At 54.2% G+C, this 16733-nt stretch carries 16 protein-coding genes; 4 read left to right on the top strand and 12 right to left on the bottom strand.

Annotated elements, in window-relative coordinates:
- The first annotated feature begins 7 nt into the window (after nucleotides 1–7).
- The gene (locus V6575_RS06185; protein ID WP_340273293.1) at nucleotides 8–745 is read left to right on the top strand and encodes a gamma-glutamylcyclotransferase; all 738 of its coding nucleotides are present in this window, start codon (nucleotides 8–10) and stop codon (nucleotides 743–745) included.
- A 7-nt stretch (nucleotides 746–752) separates the two neighbouring features.
- Here V6575_RS06185 and V6575_RS06180 read toward each other — a convergent pair whose 3' ends face one another.
- From V6575_RS06180 to V6575_RS06145, 8 genes are all read right to left on the bottom strand, one after another.
- Nucleotides 753–1268, bottom strand: a complete 516-nt coding sequence (locus V6575_RS06180) for a DUF4405 domain-containing protein (protein ID WP_340273292.1) — start codon at nucleotides 1266–1268, stop codon at nucleotides 753–755.
- Between the two features lie 197 nt (nucleotides 1269–1465).
- Nucleotides 1466–2629 (bottom strand): iron-containing alcohol dehydrogenase, encoded by a 1164-nt coding sequence (locus V6575_RS06175; RefSeq protein ID WP_340273291.1) that lies wholly within the window; start codon nucleotides 2627–2629, stop codon nucleotides 1466–1468.
- A 43-nt stretch (nucleotides 2630–2672) separates the two neighbouring features.
- Entirely contained in the window at nucleotides 2673–4061 is a 1389-nt protein-coding gene (locus V6575_RS06170) for an aldehyde dehydrogenase family protein (RefSeq protein ID WP_340273289.1), read from the bottom strand.
- 105 nt (nucleotides 4062–4166) lie between these two features.
- The gene (locus tag V6575_RS06165) at nucleotides 4167–5534 is read right to left on the bottom strand and encodes a glutamine synthetase family protein (RefSeq protein ID WP_340273288.1); all 1368 of its coding nucleotides are present in this window, start codon (nucleotides 5532–5534) and stop codon (nucleotides 4167–4169) included.
- 84 nt (nucleotides 5535–5618) lie between these two features.
- Complete coding sequence (locus tag V6575_RS06160) at nucleotides 5619–6668, bottom strand: TRAP transporter substrate-binding protein (RefSeq protein ID WP_340273287.1); 1050 nt, start codon at nucleotides 6666–6668, stop codon at nucleotides 5619–5621.
- 131 nt (nucleotides 6669–6799) lie between these two features.
- On the bottom strand, nucleotides 6800–8122 hold the full coding sequence (locus tag V6575_RS06155) for a TRAP transporter large permease (RefSeq protein WP_340273286.1): 1323 nt from the start codon (nucleotides 8120–8122) through the stop codon (nucleotides 6800–6802).
- Complete coding sequence (locus tag V6575_RS06150; RefSeq protein ID WP_340273282.1) at nucleotides 8122–8718, bottom strand: TRAP transporter small permease subunit; 597 nt, start codon at nucleotides 8716–8718, stop codon at nucleotides 8122–8124. Before V6575_RS06150 ends, V6575_RS06155 begins: the two co-directional genes overlap by 1 nt.
- On the bottom strand, nucleotides 8711–9487 hold the full coding sequence (locus tag V6575_RS06145) for an N-formylglutamate amidohydrolase (RefSeq protein WP_340273279.1): 777 nt from the start codon (nucleotides 9485–9487) through the stop codon (nucleotides 8711–8713). The genes V6575_RS06150 and V6575_RS06145 overlap by 8 nt, the downstream gene beginning before the upstream one ends.
- A gap of 185 nt (nucleotides 9488–9672) precedes the next feature.
- Between V6575_RS06145 and V6575_RS06140 the strand changes: the two genes are divergently transcribed.
- On the top strand, nucleotides 9673–10530 hold the full coding sequence (locus V6575_RS06140) for a MurR/RpiR family transcriptional regulator (RefSeq protein WP_340273278.1): 858 nt from the start codon (nucleotides 9673–9675) through the stop codon (nucleotides 10528–10530).
- Between the two features lie 95 nt (nucleotides 10531–10625).
- Here the strand turns inward: V6575_RS06140 and V6575_RS06135 are convergent, their stop codons facing one another.
- The 3 genes from V6575_RS06135 to V6575_RS06125 form a co-directional block, all read right to left on the bottom strand.
- On the bottom strand, nucleotides 10626–10838 hold the full coding sequence (locus tag V6575_RS06135) for a cold-shock protein (protein ID WP_340273277.1): 213 nt from the start codon (nucleotides 10836–10838) through the stop codon (nucleotides 10626–10628).
- Nucleotides 10839–11291: 453 nt separating this feature from the next.
- A complete protein-coding gene (locus tag V6575_RS06130) occupies nucleotides 11292–11750 on the bottom strand; it encodes a YaiI/YqxD family protein (protein WP_340273276.1) in 459 nt (152 codons plus the stop codon).
- Nucleotides 11747–12976: a BaiN/RdsA family NAD(P)/FAD-dependent oxidoreductase gene (locus V6575_RS06125; RefSeq protein ID WP_340273275.1), complete on the bottom strand. Its 1230-nt coding sequence runs from the start codon at nucleotides 12974–12976 to the stop codon at nucleotides 11747–11749. Before V6575_RS06125 ends, V6575_RS06130 begins: the two co-directional genes overlap by 4 nt.
- A gap of 227 nt (nucleotides 12977–13203) precedes the next feature.
- Here V6575_RS06125 and V6575_RS06120 point away from each other — a divergent pair, with 227 nt between their 5' ends.
- Nucleotides 13204–14403: an HD domain-containing phosphohydrolase gene (locus tag V6575_RS06120; RefSeq protein WP_340273274.1), complete on the top strand. Its 1200-nt coding sequence runs from the start codon at nucleotides 13204–13206 to the stop codon at nucleotides 14401–14403.
- Nucleotides 14404–14449: 46 nt separating this feature from the next.
- On the opposite strand, the gene V6575_RS06115 is transcribed toward V6575_RS06120, so the two are convergent.
- Complete coding sequence (locus tag V6575_RS06115) at nucleotides 14450–15238, bottom strand: glycosyltransferase family 2 protein (RefSeq protein ID WP_340273273.1); 789 nt, start codon at nucleotides 15236–15238, stop codon at nucleotides 14450–14452.
- A 405-nt stretch (nucleotides 15239–15643) separates the two neighbouring features.
- On the opposite strand from V6575_RS06115, the gene V6575_RS06110 reads away from it, so the two are divergent.
- Nucleotides 15644–16717 (top strand): LacI family DNA-binding transcriptional regulator, encoded by a 1074-nt coding sequence (locus V6575_RS06110; protein ID WP_340273272.1) that lies wholly within the window; start codon nucleotides 15644–15646, stop codon nucleotides 16715–16717.
- The last annotated feature ends 16 nt before the right edge of the window (nucleotides 16718–16733 follow it).

The raw sequence follows: 16733 nt of genomic DNA, 5'->3' as shown, positions 1-16733 counted from the left end.
AAGTAATATGCCGGATCACTCGGACCCATTCAGGCACCATCCAAGGCTTCGGGACAAGATCATCAAGCCGGAACTCTCTCGTTTCAGAACATTGGACTTCTCTGTAATAGATGCCGAGATGAAGGCCAGAGGATTGCCGGACACTTGGCGTCGGAGTGACGAGGAGCGTGAAACCTCACGACTGGACACACTCAAGGACCGATGGGGATCAGACATTTGGGTCTTTGCCTATGGCTCTTTGATGTGGGACCCGGCGTTTCACTTCTCCGAAGTTCGTCGGGCAAGTCTGACTGGCTATCACAGACGCTTCTGCCTTCAATCGGAAGTGGGCCGTGGAACAGCCGAGCGACCAGGTCTGATGGCCGGGCTTGATACCGGCGGTCAGTGCAATGGGCTCGTGTTCCGTATCGAGGCGGAGCGTTTGGAAGAAGAAAGCCATTTTGTCTGGCGGCGAGAAATGCTGATGCATTCCTACACACCAGAATTCCTGGAGATGGAAACTGAATTAGGCTCTGTTGAGGCCATGGCTTTCGTCGTCAATCGTGACAATCCACTGCTTCTACCGCCTATGAGCCTTGAAGAAACTGCTCGGCGTATTGCTGGGGCTGAGGGCTTCCTTGGGCCGAACATCGACTATGTCGAGAACCTGGCAGCATCGTTCGAATTGATGAACCTTGAAGATGACGAATTGTTCCAGCTCAGGGATCTGGCTAGGGTCTACCGAGCTGGCGGCGAGTCGGTTTAGGAGAACATCAGCTGGGCGAGAGGTTCTTCTGCGACAGGCCAGAGAGAAAGTTGATCATGTCACGACTGTTCTTCCCGCTGGCTTTCGCGATATCGGCGAGTGTTTGTTCAGGGGAGGTGACCGTATAGCCAGCGGTCACAAGTTCCCCCGCGAGCACATCAGGTGCCAGGCCGTAGAGATCTGCCACAGTCGGAACAGAACCGTTCTGAACGCTCATGGCCACGGCAACCAGCGGGTTTCCACCGCTATTGCTCTTGGACGGGAACATGAAAGGGAGGGATGCGACGATGGAAATGATCAGGGCCAGAGCCATGGGAAGACGCTTGAAATAGGCGACGAATGGCCGCCAGTTCTTCCAGATGTGCAAAATAAATGGAAGGATGAGGACCATGCTGAGCCATTCATGCACGCCGTGGAACATGCCTGTGCCCCAATGGAAAAACAGGGCAATTCCCGATACAAGTGAGACAAGGAAAAGGCCGGTTATAAAGGGCGTGGAATATCGGGATAAGGTGGATGGCATTTGGCTCTCCATGTTTGAAATTTATTGAACACCTAAGATCATCTAGTTGGCTGCTGTCTAGGAATTATGCCGGAATAGGGATCTGATACAGATCGATACAATTTCATTTCAAGATGCAAATGTTGTTGCATACTTAAAACAGAAACAGCCGCCTCTCGATTGGAAAGGCGGCTGGTAATTTTTTTGTATATGAGATGTCAGGCTTCGCCAGAAAGAGCCTTGTCGAAGATCTCCAGCGCACCCTCCTTGGTCAATTTGACCGGGTTTCCGCCAGCTGTCGGATCAACCACAGCCATCTCGGCAATCAGCTCACGTTTTTTGCCGTCAACGTTAAGCCCAGCCAATGTGTGAGGAACGCCGAGGTCTTCGCGCAGTTTCAGGACCAGATCGAGAATGCCCTGATACCCGCCTTCGATGCCGAGGAAGCCAGCCAAACGGGTGAATTTCTCTTCGATGGCTGCTTTGTTGAACTGCAGCACATAGGGCATGAAGACGGCGTTGGTCATGCCGTGGTGGGTGTCATACAGCGCCCCCACGGGATGTGACAGGGAGTGGATGGCACCAAGGCCTTTCTGGAAGGCGACCGCGCCCATGGCCGCAGCACTCATGAGGTGACCGCGTGCTTCAAGGTCTGAACCGTCCGCTGCAACCTTGGGAAGGTTTTCCAGAACCAGTCGAATGCCTTCAATCGCGATGCCCTCGGACATTGGATGATAGAACGGCGAGGAATACGCCTCCAGGCAATGGGCAAGAGCGTCCATTCCTGTGCCGATGGTGATCATCCGCGGCATGCCAGCCGTTAGCTCGGGATCACAAATGACGGTCTCAGGCAGCATCTTCGGGTGGAAGATGACCTTCTTGGTGTGTGTTTCCGAGTTGGTGACAACACCAGCACGCCCGACTTCGGAGCCTGTACCAGCGGTGGTCGGGACCGCGATGATTGGCGCGATGCCTGAGGCATCAGCGCGTGTCCACCAGTCGCCAATATCTTCAAAGTCCCAGATCGGCCGGGTCTGACCGGACATAAAGGCGATCAGCTTGCCTGCATCCAGGCCGGAGCCACCACCGAAGGCAATGACGCCGTCGTGGTTGCCGGCCTTATAGGCTTGGACGCCTGCGGTGATGTTGCCATCGACGGGGTTTGGCTTGACCTCGGAGAAAACCGCAGCATTCAAGCCAGCGGCTTTCAGGCTGGCGATGGCGTCAGAAACCATAGGCAGACCAGCAAGGCCGGGGTCGGTGACCAGCAGCGGGTTGGACATCCCGGCGGCCTTGACCGCTTCGGGAAGTTCCTTGATCCGGCCAACGCCGAAACGTATCGCGGTTGGATAGGACCAGTTGACGGAAGGAAGAGTGCTCATGAGCGTCATCAGTCTATGAGAGGTTGCACATAAAGGTTTCGAGCTAGTGCTCGAGCTTGAAATGATAGGCTTTGGGCCGTGTCAGATTATGGAAGCCGATCTCGGACATGGCTGCGCCCTTGCCTGTGTCTTTGACACCTGTCCAGACGAGACCCGGATCGACGTAATCGCAGCGGTTCATGAAGACCATGCCAGTCTCGATCTGATCTGCAATTTCCTCGGCAGTTTTCACATCTTCTGTCCAAAGTGATGCGGTCAGACCATAGGGACTGTCGTTCATCAACTGCAGCGCTTCTGCATCGTCCTTGACCTTCATGATGCCGACGACCGGGCCGAAGCTTTCCTCGCGCATCACGGACATCTGGTGATCCACATTGGTCAGAACCTGGGGTGCGAGATAAGGCGTGCCGTCTTTGTCAGCATCAAATTTGGAGGTGTCGATGTTAGCTTTTGCACCCTTGCGGATGGCCTCCTGGGTCTGTTCGCGCACCCAGCTGGCAAATCGTGTCTGCGCCATGGGGCCAAGCGTGGTGGCCTCATCCAGCGGGTTGCCGAGTTTGTACTGGTTGGTGATGTCAACGAAGCCATCGACGAACCGGTCATACTGGCTTTCGTGAACATAAATACGTTCGATGCCGCAGCAGCACTGGCCTGAGTTGAAGAAGGCGCCGTCAACCAGATTGCCGATTGTGTAGTCGAGGTCTGCGTCGGCCCGCACATAAGCAGGGTCTTTACCGCCAAGTTCCAGCCCGAGCGTCGCGAATGTGCCAGCCAGTGCCTTTTCGATGGCTTTGCCGCCGTTGACCGAACCAGTGAAATTCACATGGTCGATCAGGCCGGAGCCGAGCAGTTTTTCCGTTCCTGAATGGGTCAGGACAATGTTCTGGAAGACATCCTTGGGCAATCCGGCCATCTCGAAGGCCTTGGCGAGGCGTTCGCCGACCAAGAGCGTCTGCGCTGCGTGCTTGAGGATCACCATGTTGCCAGCCATCAAGGCAGGCATGATTGTGTTGATGGCCGTCATGAACGGATAGTTCCAAGGGGCAATCACCATCACGATGCCAAGCGGCACGTGTTTCAGATAACGTTTGAAGCCGGGCTTGTCAGTCCGCTCGATGGTGGCGAGTGCATCCGCTGCAATGCCAGTCATATGCCGGGTGCGTTCATCCACGCCGCCGTATTCGCCGCCAAACCGGATCGGGCGACCCATCTGCCAGGCAATCTCCGGAACAATTTCATCGTTCATGGATTTCAGAGCGTCGAGCGCCTTCATGCAATAGGCGACACGTTCGTCGAGCGGGACATTTGCCCAGCTAGCCTGAGCCGTGCGCGCAGCCGAGACGGCCTTGTCCACCGCGGCTTCATTCAACGCCGGGCGTTCCATATAGATCGAACCGTCGACAGGAGAGACGAGCTTGATCGTATCAGACATTATGCACCTCTAAGGGCCGCGTGGTTATATGTGCGGCATTGGTCAGTTCGTTGATGTTTGGCCGTCAATCAGGCCGGTCTTTTCGCCGCAAGGCAGAGCTGTTGATCAAGCGCGCTCAAACCCTCGGGCAATTTCGTAGTCGGTCACGACCTTGTCGAATTCCTCGATTTCCCAGTCCGCAGCATGAACATAGTGATCGACGACAGCATCCGAGAAAGCATCGCGCAGGAAGGTTGAGCCGTTCAGGGTGTGTCGTGCTTCGCGCAGGCTGTACGGAATTTCACCGGCGTCTTTGTCTTCATACACATCGCCGGTCGAGGCAGGGGCAAGCTCAAGCTTTTCGTCCATGCCCTTGATCCCGGCAGCGATTTGAACAGCCAGCGCCAGATATGGGTTCAGGTCCGATCCGCCGATGCGGCATTCGACCCTGAGCGCTTTGCTACCCTCACCACAAAGACGGAACCCGGCTGTGCGGTTGTCGACTGACCAGACGGTCTTGGTCGGCGCAAATGTGCCCTTCTGGAAGCGCTTGTAGCTGTTGATGTAGGGGGCCAGAAAATAGGTGTATTCCGGCGCATACTTGATCAGGCCAGCCATGTAATGCCGCATGGTGTCCGACATGCCGTGTTCGCCGTTGTCGTCGCAGAAGATGTTCTGGCCATCTTCGTTCCAGAGCGACTGGTGAACATGAGACGAGCTGCCGACCCGATCCTTGTGCCACTTGGCCAGGAAGCTTACGGAACGGCCTTTCGACCAGGCGATTTCCTTCACCGCGTGCTTTGAGATCGTATGGTAGTCGGCGCAATCCAGAGCGGTAGCGTATTTGATGTTCAGCTCTTCCTGGCCCGCTTCCGCTTCACCCTTGGTGTTCTCGACAGGAATACCAGCATTGAAGAGATGGTTGCGCACCGGGCGCATCACGTCCTCTTCCTTGGTGGTCTGCAGGATATGGTAATCTTCGTTGTAGCCGGAGATTGGCTCCAGATCCCGGTAACCCGATTTGCGCATCTCGTCGAAGCTCTTCTCGAACAGGAAGAACTCAAGCTCTGTTGCCATCATCGGCGTCAGGCCCATTTCCGCCAGTCGGGCAATCTGTTTTTTCAGCATGGCGCGGGGGGAATGCGGCACATCTTCATGCGTATTGTGGTCAAGCACATCGCATAAAACCATGGCGGTCCCTTCCAGCCACGGCACATAGCGCAGTGTCGAGAGGTCCGGTTTCATGACGTAATCGCCATAGCCGCTTTGCCAGCTTGTCGAGGCATATCCCTCGACGGTGTACATTTCCAGGTCCGTCGCAAGCAGATAGTTACAGCAATGGGTCTCTTCCCAGGCGCTGTTGAGGAAATGCTGAGCGTGAAACCGTTTTCCCATCAGGCGGCCCTGCATGTCGACAAGACAGGTCAGGACGGTGTCGATTTCTCCGCCGGAGACTGCTGCTTTCAAAGCGTCGATAGTCAAGTTGCCAGCCATGGGGTCAGGTCCGTTCAAGTGTGTTTCGTGTCTGGAAAGACCAGTCCGGAGCCGAGGCCCCGGACTGGAAATTATGAGAAAGGCTTAGCCGTAGCGATACGGGCGGCCAGCTTTCTGCATGTTTGCATTGTACTTCTTGAAGATCTCGATGACCTTTGCCTTGGTCTCGGACTCTGCAGCAATTTCGTCCCAGAACGTCAGAGCAGCAGCTTCAACAGTGGCCCATTCTTCATCCGGAATGGTGGTCAGTTCCATCTTTGTGCCTTCAACGCGAAGGGAGGCTTCACCGCCCCAGTACCACCACTGACGATGGTAATGCGAAGAATCCATGGCCAGCTGGACAAGGGTCTTCAGGTGATCGGGAAGTTCGTTCCAGCGCTCCATGTTGGCGAAGAACGACCCAGCCCAAGCACCTGAGATATTGTTGGTCAGGAAGTAGTTGGTCACGTCTGCCCAACCAACGGTGTAATCCTCGGTGATGCCCGACCATGCGATGCCGTCGAGTTCGCCGGTCTGAACGGCAACTTCGATGTCTTCCCAAGGCAGGGTGACAGGAACAACGCCAAACTGGGACATGAAGCGACCAGCTGTCGGGAAGGTAAAGACGCGCTTGCCTTTCAGATCAGCCAGGGACCGGATTGGGTCCTTGGTTGCAAAGTGGCATGGATCCCATGAACCAGCGGAGATGTGCTTGACACCAACCTTGGAGTATTCGGCGTCCCAGATTTCGTTCAGGCCGTACTGGTTGAACAGCACTGGCACGTCGAGCGAATAGCGCGAGGCGAATGGGAAGTAGCCGCCGAAAACGGTGACTTCAGTCGGGGAGGCCATGGAGTCATCATCGGACTGCACTGCGTCGATTGTACCGTTCTGCATGGCGCGGAACAGTTCCCCGGTCGGAACCAGCTGATCGGCTGTGTACAGCTCGATCACCATTTCGCCGTTGGCTGCCTTGTTGAAGGCGTCAATGGCTGGCTTGACAACATGTTCGGCAAGAGCCGGACCTGCATAGGTCTGCATGCGCCATTTGATTGGAGCCTGAGCATGAACTGCAGGAGCGGCGAGAGTCGCAGCCCCAGCAGCGGCAACACTGCCAACACCGGCCTTCTTGAGAAAATCACGTCTATTGGTCATATGGTAGTACTCCCCTTCTGAAGGTATGGACATTGTGGTTCCCCGGCCTTTTGGCGTTTGTTTTGAGGGAACCGAATTACAACACGTCTGTCTCCCAGATTGTTGTCTTTGTGTTATCTAAATCGGCTTGGCTACCGGCCGTAAACATAGTTTGGCAGCCACAGGGCGATGTCCGGAAACGCCATGACGATGATCAAAGACAGGATCATGACCAGCACAAAAGGCGTTATGGAGGCGTAGATATCGCGCATGGAGATTTCCGGAGGTGCCATAGCGCGCATCAAGAACAGATTGTAGCCAAACGGCGGCGTCATATATGCGATCTGGGTCGTGATCGTATAAAGCACGCCGTACCAGATCAGGTCGAATCCAAGAGCCTGAACCAGCGGAACATAAAGCGGTGCCACAATCACCAGCATGGCCGTGTCATCCAGGAATGTTCCCATCAACAAGAATGACAGCTGCATGAGGATCAGGATCATCCATGGATCCAGACCCAACTGATTGGTGAAGACGTCTTCAATCGCCTTGACCGCACCAATCCCGTCGAACACAGCCCCGAATCCGAGTGCTGCCAGGATGATCCACATGAACATGCAGGAAATCCCGAGGGTTTTCTTCAGGCAGGCGATCAGAATTGGCAGGGTCAAACGGCGCTTGACGATGGACGCGACCAGGGCCGTCAGAGCGCCAATTGCAGAGCTTTCAACAAGGCTGGTCTTGCCCATCAGGAACGGGACCATCATCGCGGCGAAAATCACGACAGGCAGAATACCGGAGAGCAACAGGCGATATTTCTCGGCCTTGCTGACATTGCGTTCTTCCGCAGGCAAAGGCGGCCCAAGGTGGGGCTGAAACTTGCAGCGGATCGCTATGTAGAGGATGAAAAGGCCTGCCATCATCAGGCCAGGAAACACACCAGCGAGCCAGAGTTGTCCGACCGGGGCACGCGCGATCATGGCGTAGAGCACAAGAACGACAGACGGAGGAACCAGGATCCCAAGCGATGAGCCGGCCTGGATCACCCCTGTCACCATACGTTTGTCATAGCCCCGCTTGAGGAGTTCGGGCAGGGCAATCGTCGCGCCAATGGCCATTCCGGCAACGGATAAGCCATTCATGGCTGAGACGAGCACCATCAGGAAGATTGTTCCGATGGCCAGGCCTCCGCTGATTGGACCCATCCAGACGTGGAACATCTTGTAGAGGTCGTCGGCAATCTTAGTTTCCGACAGGATGTAGCCCATGAAAATGAACATGGGCAGCGTGAGCAGTGGATACCATTTCATCAGCTTCATCGAGGCTGAGAAAGGTATGTCGCCGCCGCCTGTACCCCAAAGGGTGATGGCCGCGATGGCGGCAATTCCGCCAATTGCGCCAAATACCCTCTGCCCGGTCAAAAGCATCAGCATCATCGACGAGAACATCAGGATGGCGATCATCTCATAGGACATTAGACATCCTCCCCCTGTATGCGGGCAATATCCTTGAGCAGCTCAGAGACAGACTGCAGGAGCATGAGGAAGAATCCGGTCAGCATGACGAGTTTGACCGGCCACAGGTATGGCCGCCAGGCGGTCGGACTGCGTTCGATATAGCCCGTGACTTCGGAGGCCGCATCGGGACCACCGGTCACGAAGGCAAAGATCAGATCAACAAAGAACATCAACGGCTGTTTGCCGAAGTAGCCCAGCGAATAGGCCAGGGAGCCGAGCGCGCCGTGTATCAGGACACCAAGATAAAACAGCAGCAAGAACACTGTGAAAGCGTCGAACCATGCTTTCTTCTTGAGCGACCATTCCGCATAAAAAAGATCCATTCGGACGTTCGAACCCATTTGGATCGAGTAAGGCCCACCCAGAACATAGTAGCCGACCATGGCGAACTGGGCGACTTCCAACGTCCAAAGTGACGGGTTGAAAAAGGTCTTGGAGATGGAGGACCACAGCAGGATTCCTGCCATGACAAAGACGCCCCACATGATGACTTTGCCGAGACCACGGTTGAAGCTGTCAACGGTTTTCACATAGAGGCAAGCTGCCTTACGCATTGTCACCTCCGGACAGTTCAAGCGCTTCTGTCAGGATCGGGGCAAGCCGTTTTGCCCAGGCTGACTCAGAGGCTGTATCGGCGATCTCGTCATTGCGGATTTCGATCATCAGTGATTTCAGCCCTCGCGCTTCGCCATGTCTGTGCAAAGTGTAGTAGACGCCATCTGACGGCGAATAGGGCTCATTGTCACCAACGTTGTAAGGCGTGGCGTTCAACGCCTTGAGTGCAGGCTTTGCCAGCGAGGCGTCCTGGCCATAAATCAGACCTATTTCCCAAGGGCGCGAAAAGCCTTTGTAGATAGGTGTGTAACTGTGGAGTGAAACGATGGCTGTCTCCTTGCCCATGGCAAGGCGGTCCTCAATGATCGCCTCGACAGCGGCATGGAACGGCGCATGAGACAGCGCAATCCGGCGGGAGCGTTCTTCTGAATCAATGCCCATGTTCTTTGGAATGTTGGTCAATTCGCTGCATGATGGCACAAGGTCATGTGCATCCTCTGCGCGATTGCAGTCAATGATCAACCGGGAGACATTGGAGTGTACCAGGGGGGCATCAAGAAGCTTCGACAATTCGGTTGAGACACCCAAAGCACCTGGGTCCCAGGCAATGTGAGCTTCGAGATCTGAAGCCTTGAGGCCCAGGTCGCCGTAAGCAGCAGGCCGGAAATTGCTTGCATGTTCGCAGACCAACACGAAGGGGCTGGTTCCGTCCTTGTTCAAGATCGTAACCGGATCAAACGGATCGTTCCCCGGTATTCCGATTGTCATCAGCTGGCCCCTAACCAGTTTGCGCATTGTTTTTTGATCTGCATTAACGATTGTACTTTTTATTACAGAATTGCATCGGCGATCAAATTTTGTATGATTTGATACATTCTTGACCGTCAAGTCAAACATAAATCGTGATGCCCGATGACGAAAATCTGAGCTGATACTGCAAAAGGGAAGGGCAGATGATGGAACGGCCGCTGCTTGAGGAAATCCACGACCGGTTGGAAGAGTTTACGGCGACCGAGCGTAAAGCTGCACATGCTTTTCTGGCTAATTACCCTATGCAGGGTCTTGGAACCGTCGCTCAATTTGCGGCTGCTGCAGGCGTCAGCTCACCGACGATTTTAAGGTTCGTTGCAAGGCTTGGCCTTCCAGGGTTTGCCGAGTTTCAGAACCAACTGCGCCGCGAGTTGGAAAATCAGCTCAACACGCCTTTGGCGCGAAGCTCTGCCATGGATTCAGGGGCTGTCGCCAGCGCAGATCCGATGGTTGAAAAGCTTGTCGAGAATGTCCGCGAGACGCTCGCACATCTGCCAAAGAGTGAACTCGCGGGAATGATCCGGTTGCTTGCCGACGAAAAGAAGACGCTTCATTTGATCGGTGGTCGTTTTACAGATGCGCTGGCGCGATATATGGCGGCTCATCTCAGGATCGTGCGTTCCAATGTGCTGCATGTTGCTGGTCAGCAGGGGAATTGGCTCGATCAGTTGATCGGGATCGGTCCCAAAGACGTTATCGTGGTGTTTGATATACGCCGGTATCAGACCGAGATCATTCAGTTTGCCGAAGCTGCTGCCAAGCAGGGAGCGACGGTGACCCTCATTACGGACAGCTGGATGTCGCCGATTGGACGGATCGCCAGTTATGTTTTACCTGCTCGCGTGGCCGTTCCCTCACCATGGGATTCCAGTGCGGCGCTGATGGCCATCGCGGAAGTGCTGATTGCTGGTGTGACCCGGGAGAATGCCGAATACAGCCAGAGGCGCATGCAGGCGCTGGAAGACCTGCGCAATGCTTATGACCTTGAGAGTGATGACTGACGCTGGTTGGTTTCGTGACAGTATGAGTACAAAAAACGCCGACGAAATCGTCGGCGTTTCTATTCGTTTTGCAATTGGCCTCAGCGAATAGCCTGTTAGGCCATTTCGAGCTGTGCAGCCTGCTTGCCGCGACCGCGACGGTCATCTTCAGCAACGAACGTTACCTTTGCGCCTTCTTCAGGAGCGGGAATGCCAGCCTGTTCAAAAGCGGTCACATGAACAAATACGTCCTTGCCACCATCTTCCGGGGTGATAAAGCCAAAGCCACGGTCGTAGTTGAAAAATTTGATTGTGCCGTTCTCACGCATCTGAGAAACCTTTCCGTTAGTTGTGCGCATCCTTGGGACGTTGCTCAAAGGCTGCGCGGAAACGAGCAGTCAGTTAGAAACGGAAAAGCTTCGAAAATCAGAGCACATGGCTCGCACCATGTACCGAAACCAAATTCTTCACCAAGTCTATTTCGTGTCCCGTTCGGTAAAACGCTTACCGAATTTAGAAATTTAGGGTCTCATTCTATGGAATACAAGGGATAGTTTTACCGATAATTTGATCGAAACGTGCTCTGCAAAAGGGCGAATATTTCAGATTTTTTTTAAATTATTAAAATATAACAATAAGCTAGTTACTGTGCTCGATCAGAGGCTAGAAAAGCTATGGTTTGCTCAAGAGCAACGTTGCTTAACAAATTCCTAGCAGGAAGGGAGTGCGTCTCTAGGTTGTTGTGGTGTTTTTGATCGCCTTGCCTGCTGCTAAAAAACTGATCAGCTTCCTGACTGGAGTTTTGCCGTTCTCATCAAGTTTTCCAGCTGATTGAGAAAGCGTGACCTGTCCGCCTTTGTAAAGCCCGGACTAGACTCCTTGATTGCGCCCGCTTCGCGCAGGTGAGTGTTGAGATTACGCATGGCTAGGCGCATTCCCATGGCATCTTCGCGAAACGGCTTGCCATTGGGTGCGATCACAAGAGCGCCGGTGTTGACGCAGCGCGCCGCCAGAGGAACATCGGTTGTCACAACGATGTCACCGGCGACCGCGCGTTCGGCGATCCAGTCGTCAGCTTCGTCCGGACCATCCGGTACAATCACACGTTCGACCAAGTCGCTTTCAGGCAGGCGCATCCAGCTGTTGGAGACGATCTTGATGACAACGCCGTGGCGTTCCCCAACGCGAACAGCCTCTTCCTTGACCGGGCATGCATCGGCATCAACATAAAGGATGGTCACTTGGTTGATCCTTGTGTGTCCTGTGTTGGCTGCAAATAAGCTTCGATGCCTTTTGCTGCAGCAATTCCGGTAGCGAAACAAGCGTGGAGCAAATAGCCGCCGGTTGGAGCTTCCCAATCCAGCATTTCACCTGCAACAAAGACGCCCGATAACTTCTTCAGCATCATGTCTTCGCTCACCTCATCCAAGGTAATTCCACCTGCAGATGAAATGGCGCGATCGATATCATATGGTGACCTGGTGCTGATCTTCAGTGACTTGATACGGGCTGTCAGCTCATCTGCAGCCAATGGCAGCGGACCCGCTTCCCTCAGCAGCGCAATCTGAGCCGGGGTAAGTCCGACAGCTTTGCGCAGAAAGGTCGATGTTGACTGTTTGCGGCGCGGCTCCGCCAAACGCTCAGTCAGCTTTTCTGCGGGGATATCAGGCTTCAAATCAAGGGTGAGTTCAGCTTGCCCCGCTGCATCCAGTTGGTCCCGGATATCTGCGGAAAGGGCATAGACTGCGCCGCCCTCTATGCCTTTTTCTGACAAAATGGCTTCTCCCACCGCTGTGTGGTCGCCAAGGGAAAGACTGAGCCTCTTCAGTGGCGCGCCAGCATGCTTGTCCGTCAGATGCTGGCTCCAGTTTACAAGAAAGCCGCAGTTGGAGGGGCGAAGCGGAGACACCTGGATGTCATGCGCGGAGAGGAAATCAGTCCAATGACCGTCTGAGCCAAGTCGAGGCCAACTGGCGCCACCGAGCGCGAGCATCACTGTCTTGGCCGTAAGCTCTTGAACGTCGCCGTCAGCGTTCTCGAACATCATATGCCGGTTTTCGTCGATACCGCGCAGGGTAAGTCCGGAGTGCAAGACAACACCCCGTTCAGCCAGTCGTGCCAGTAGGGCACGTAGCATTGGGGAGGATTTCATGGCCTTTGGGAACACGCGCCCACTGGTGCCGATAAAGGTCTCTTGCCCGAGATCATCGCACCAGGCACGCAAGTCCTGTGGGCTGAACATTTTGACATGGGGTGTGAGAAACTCTTCTGCTTCGCGGTATCGGCTTACAAAGCGCTCGGTGTCCTCACTGTGTGTCAGGTTCAAGCCGCCGCGCCCTGCCAAAAGGAATTTGCGTGCGGGGGATCGCATGCGATCAACTATCGTTACGGAAAGGCCGCGCGAAGAAAGGTGGTCGGCAGCCATCAAACCTGTCGGGCCGCCTCCAACAATAAGAACATCTATCATGAGGGTCTTATAATCCAATTTATTGGAATGGAAAGAAGCGCATCTGAATGCCGCGTCTAATGTCAATATTACCGATATCCAGTAAAGTGCGTATTTTATCGTGATGATTTATTAGGAGTTTTCTGATTATTTTAGAATAATAAGGTTGTTCCATGGGTTCGATAAGCATTCGGCCTTAGAGGTAGTTCGTCTGAACGATGATCGATTGACAAACTTGGAGGTGAGATATGGCGACGACTATGAGCCAAATTCTTGTGGTTGATGGCGATGCTAAGGTGTTGTCTGCCTTCGAACGCCTTTTTGTTGGGAAATACAACGTTGTTACCTTCCCGGAATCGGAGGAGGCGCTCAAGTGGCTGAAAGAAAACCAAGGCGTTGCAGTGATCGTTTCATGTGCAAATTTGCCTGGGCGGGGTGGTGCTCAGTTTTTGAAGGCATCTGAAGCGATCGTTCCGCTTGCCACACGCATCATGTTGACGGCCCAAAGTTCAGTTGATGTATTCAAGAAAGCCGTTAATGAGGCCGGCGTGTTCATGTTCTTGACCAAGCCTTGCACACCGCAGGAGCTGACATCTGCGGTTGAAGCTGCCTTGGCCAATAATGCGCGCATTGCAGCTGAGCGAGTCTTACTGGAGAAAACCCTGACAGGGTCGGTCAAGCTGATGATTGACATGCTGTCTCTTTTTCATCCCGAAGCGTTTAGCCGAACAGCCGTTATGAGACGCCAAGCCTTGTTGATCGCCAAAAGACTTGGCATGAAAAAGACTTGGGAACTGGAAATGTCGGTCATGTTCTCACCTCTCGGTGAGGCGTTGCTGCCTAAGGAAATCTTGACCCGTTACCGGGCTGCCCGGGCCTTGTCTGAGCCGCAACGAGAGGTCTTGGCAAGAGCGCCAGTCCAGACACGGGATCTGTTGAAAAACATTCCGCAATTGGAGAAAGTTGCACAAGCCCTGTATCTCTCCGGGCGTGGATATGATGGCTCCGGTTTTCCGGAAGATGGTCCAATCGGTAAGGATATTCCGCTTCATTCACGTGTACTGAAGCTGCTGACTGACTTGTGGTATGCCAGTCCGGAAGACGGTCTGGATGCAGCCTCATTTGAGGCTTTGAACATTAACCGCAAACAATATGACCCTGATCTCCTCGAAGTGGCCAGAGCATGTCTTCTTGGTGAGGCCGGGCCTGATCAGGATCATGTCTTGGTGCTGTGTCACATTAGAGAGCTGAAGCCTGGCGATGTTTTGGTCGATGATGTTCTCACCGAAGGCAATCATGAGCTTGTGTTGTCGAGAGGACACCAGCTTTCGGTAACGACAATTCGGCGTCTGGACCAATACAACCATGTGTCGGGAGTGCGACAGCCCCTTAGAATATTCAGGAGCGCTCCGGTTGCCGAGAAAAAACTGGAACCGGCCTCAGCGTGAATACTTAAAGCCTTGTTGAAGCCATATGTTTCAACAAGGCTGGATCTTAGGAATTGCCACTTTGGTCCATGAGTTCGGCTTCTATGGCCTTTGCGACACGCAGGAACCGGGCGTGTGCGTAGTTTACTGACAGGATCAAGCCCCACCATCCATATCGGCAGTAGCGCCGCAAGAAGTAGGCCTTCAAAAAAGCGGCCGGAAATTCTGTCAGCAGTCGCCGTTTTGGCAGTCGCCTGCCCCGTTCACGCAAGTCCGCAACCTGCATGTTGGAATACCGATTGTACTTGCCGACCTGGAAATCGAGCGAGCGGATTGATCTATGGGCGATGATTTGTTGCACAGACTTGATGCTTGCGCCGGGCTCAGGCCGCACAGTGTCATGGACGGTTGACCTGGAAAAACGGCCCTTGCGTCGATCATAGAGGCGGATCTGGTGATAGCCGTACGCCCAGCTTGCCGGAGCCGCTTCATGGGCGAACATGTCCCTTATCATGATCCGCCAGCAATCGGCTTGTTTGTATTGCTCATCCTTGAACATGCCCTGAAGCTCCTCACGTAGAGCTGGGGTCACCTCTTCGTCGGCATCCAGGTTGAGCAGCCAGGTGTTGCGGCACAGGTCTTCGGCAAACCGTTTCTGGGGGCCGTAGCCCTGCCAGTCGTTGTGCATGACCTTTGCGCCGTGCTTTTCAGCCACGGCGACAGTGCCATCTGTTGATCCGCTGTCGACAACGATCACCTCGTCAACCCAATCCGAAACGCTCAGAATTGTTTGGCCAATGCGGTCAGCTTCATCCTTGGCGATGATGAAAACGGACACGGGGAGAGGTGATGTCATGAAGTTCTTTCCGCAGAAATTCCAAGTCTTTGATGAGACCTTTTAGCAGGTTTGGATTTCAATTTTTAGAGGTGACTGAATGCAGGGGCTGGCGCAATTGTTTTTTGCATTTCACGCTGTTGATCGTGCATAGGCACTTATCTGATTTGAGGATCTGAAGTCCGTTTGGCAGATGAGTGCTTATTTCTATAAAGCTCCAATTGTGCAGTGCCAAAACCGATTTTGTTGACTTCCGAAACCGATTTTGTAAACTAATGCCTTCGAACTACAAAATAGTCACGTGGGCGAACGTGCTGCAGGAAGGCTTGAAAAAAGGCTTTGCGCAGCTTCCAGAAATCAGGTTTGGGCTAATTGTCCGGATCTCATTGATCGGGTTTGCAAACATGTGAATACTTGGGAGGAAATATGGCTGGTTCACGCGGTTCCGTGACCATTGAAGACGTTGCGCGTCATGTCGGTGTCGCCAAGGGCACGGTTTCGCGCGTCTTGAACAATTACACGGATATCTCTGCTGGGACCCGCGAACGTATTTTGGCCGCAGTGAAAGAGCTCGGCTATTATCCTTCTTCTACAGCGCGGAGCCTCAAACGCGGACGGCAGGACACTTTGGGTATCGTTGTGCCTGTTGGTGGCGGTCGTGGCGCGGATCCTTTTCTGTCCGAGTTTATCGACGGAATTGCGCGCGCGCTGGACGAGCTGGACCGTGATCTTCTGGTGACCACGGCGAATTCGGCTCAGCATGTGCTTGAAACCCATGAAAGACTGATCGCCCGGCGCAAGGTCGATGGCTTCATTTTAACGCGAACGGAAGTCAATGATCCCAGGATCGATTTCCTCCAGCTGCGTCGGTTCCCATTTGTTGCGCACGGCAGAACCTCGGACCCTCGCAGCTTTGCCTGGCTCGATGTCGATAACGAAGCGACCTTCATCAATGGCGTTGAGCATCTGGTTGGTCTTGGGCATCAACGGATCGGCTTCATTGGTGGCCCAGGCGACCTGAATTTTGCCTGCCAGCGCCGTGATGGTTACCGCAATGGTCTGCAAAACGCTGGCATCATTCTTGAACCTTCGTTGGAGGTTGAACAAGCGCTGACTGAGGAAGGGGGCGTCGAGGGCGCCAGGCAGCTGCTCGCACTGGAAACTCCGCCAACTGCGCTGCTGTGCGTCACAGATGCATTGGCCATCGGAGCGATGCGCCTTTGCCGGGATCGCGGGCTTCGTGTTGGTGAGGATGTGACGATCATCGGATACGACGGGCTGCCTGTCGGCGCCTATGTCGAGCCACCTCTCACGACTTTTTCCCAGTCAGCGCAATCGGCAGGCGGCAAGATTGCCCGCATGCTGATTGACGTGATCGAGGGAACGGACCCTGCCACACGGCAGGAACTGGCACAGGCAGACTTGGTCCGGCGTTCGTCGGATGGTCCGCCTGCGAAAACGCCGCAAGAGCTTGCAAAAGCCCTGCGGAAAACTGTGTGACTTGGACAACAATCAG

Origin of the sequence: Roseibium algae, assembly GCF_037783265.1 — a bacterium.
GTDB classification, from domain to species: domain Bacteria; phylum Pseudomonadota; class Alphaproteobacteria; order Rhizobiales; family Stappiaceae; genus Roseibium; species Roseibium algae.
Note: the sequence above shows the minus strand (reverse complement) of the source record. Positions and strands in the feature narration are given on the sequence as shown.

Bases quoted from the DNA above. Each gene is read 5' to 3' on its own strand.
- V6575_RS06165 (WP_340273288.1), bottom strand. From the start codon at position 5,534: ATGGCTGGCAACTTGACTATCGACGCTTTGAAAGCAGCAGTCTCCGGC.
- V6575_RS06170 (WP_340273289.1), bottom strand. From the start codon at position 4,061: ATGTCTGATACGATCAAGCTCGTCTCTCCTGTCGACGGTTCGATCTAT.
- V6575_RS06135 (WP_340273277.1), bottom strand. From the start codon at position 10,838: ATGCGTGAGAACGGCACAATCAAATTTTTCAACTACGACCGTGGCTTT.
- V6575_RS06155 (WP_340273286.1), bottom strand. From the start codon at position 8,122: ATGTCCTATGAGATGATCGCCATCCTGATGTTCTCGTCGATGATGCTG.
- V6575_RS06120 (WP_340273274.1), top strand. From the start codon at position 13,204: ATGGCGACGACTATGAGCCAAATTCTTGTGGTTGATGGCGATGCTAAG.
- V6575_RS06175 (WP_340273291.1), bottom strand. From the start codon at position 2,629: ATGAGCACTCTTCCTTCCGTCAACTGGTCCTATCCAACCGCGATACGT.
- V6575_RS06145 (WP_340273279.1), bottom strand. From the start codon at position 9,487: ATGACAATCGGAATACCGGGGAACGATCCGTTTGATCCGGTTACGATC.
- V6575_RS06150 (WP_340273282.1), bottom strand. From the start codon at position 8,718: ATGCGTAAGGCAGCTTGCCTCTATGTGAAAACCGTTGACAGCTTCAAC.
- V6575_RS06185 (WP_340273293.1), top strand. From the start codon at position 8: ATGCCGGATCACTCGGACCCATTCAGGCACCATCCAAGGCTTCGGGAC.
- V6575_RS06115 (WP_340273273.1), bottom strand. From the start codon at position 15,238: ATGACATCACCTCTCCCCGTGTCCGTTTTCATCATCGCCAAGGATGAA.
- V6575_RS06140 (WP_340273278.1), top strand. From the start codon at position 9,673: ATGATGGAACGGCCGCTGCTTGAGGAAATCCACGACCGGTTGGAAGAG.
- V6575_RS06180 (WP_340273292.1), bottom strand. From the start codon at position 1,268: ATGCCATCCACCTTATCCCGATATTCCACGCCCTTTATAACCGGCCTT.
- V6575_RS06160 (WP_340273287.1), bottom strand. From the start codon at position 6,668: ATGACCAATAGACGTGATTTTCTCAAGAAGGCCGGTGTTGGCAGTGTT.
- V6575_RS06125 (WP_340273275.1), bottom strand. From the start codon at position 12,976: ATGATAGATGTTCTTATTGTTGGAGGCGGCCCGACAGGTTTGATGGCT.
- V6575_RS06110 (WP_340273272.1), top strand. From the start codon at position 15,644: ATGGCTGGTTCACGCGGTTCCGTGACCATTGAAGACGTTGCGCGTCAT.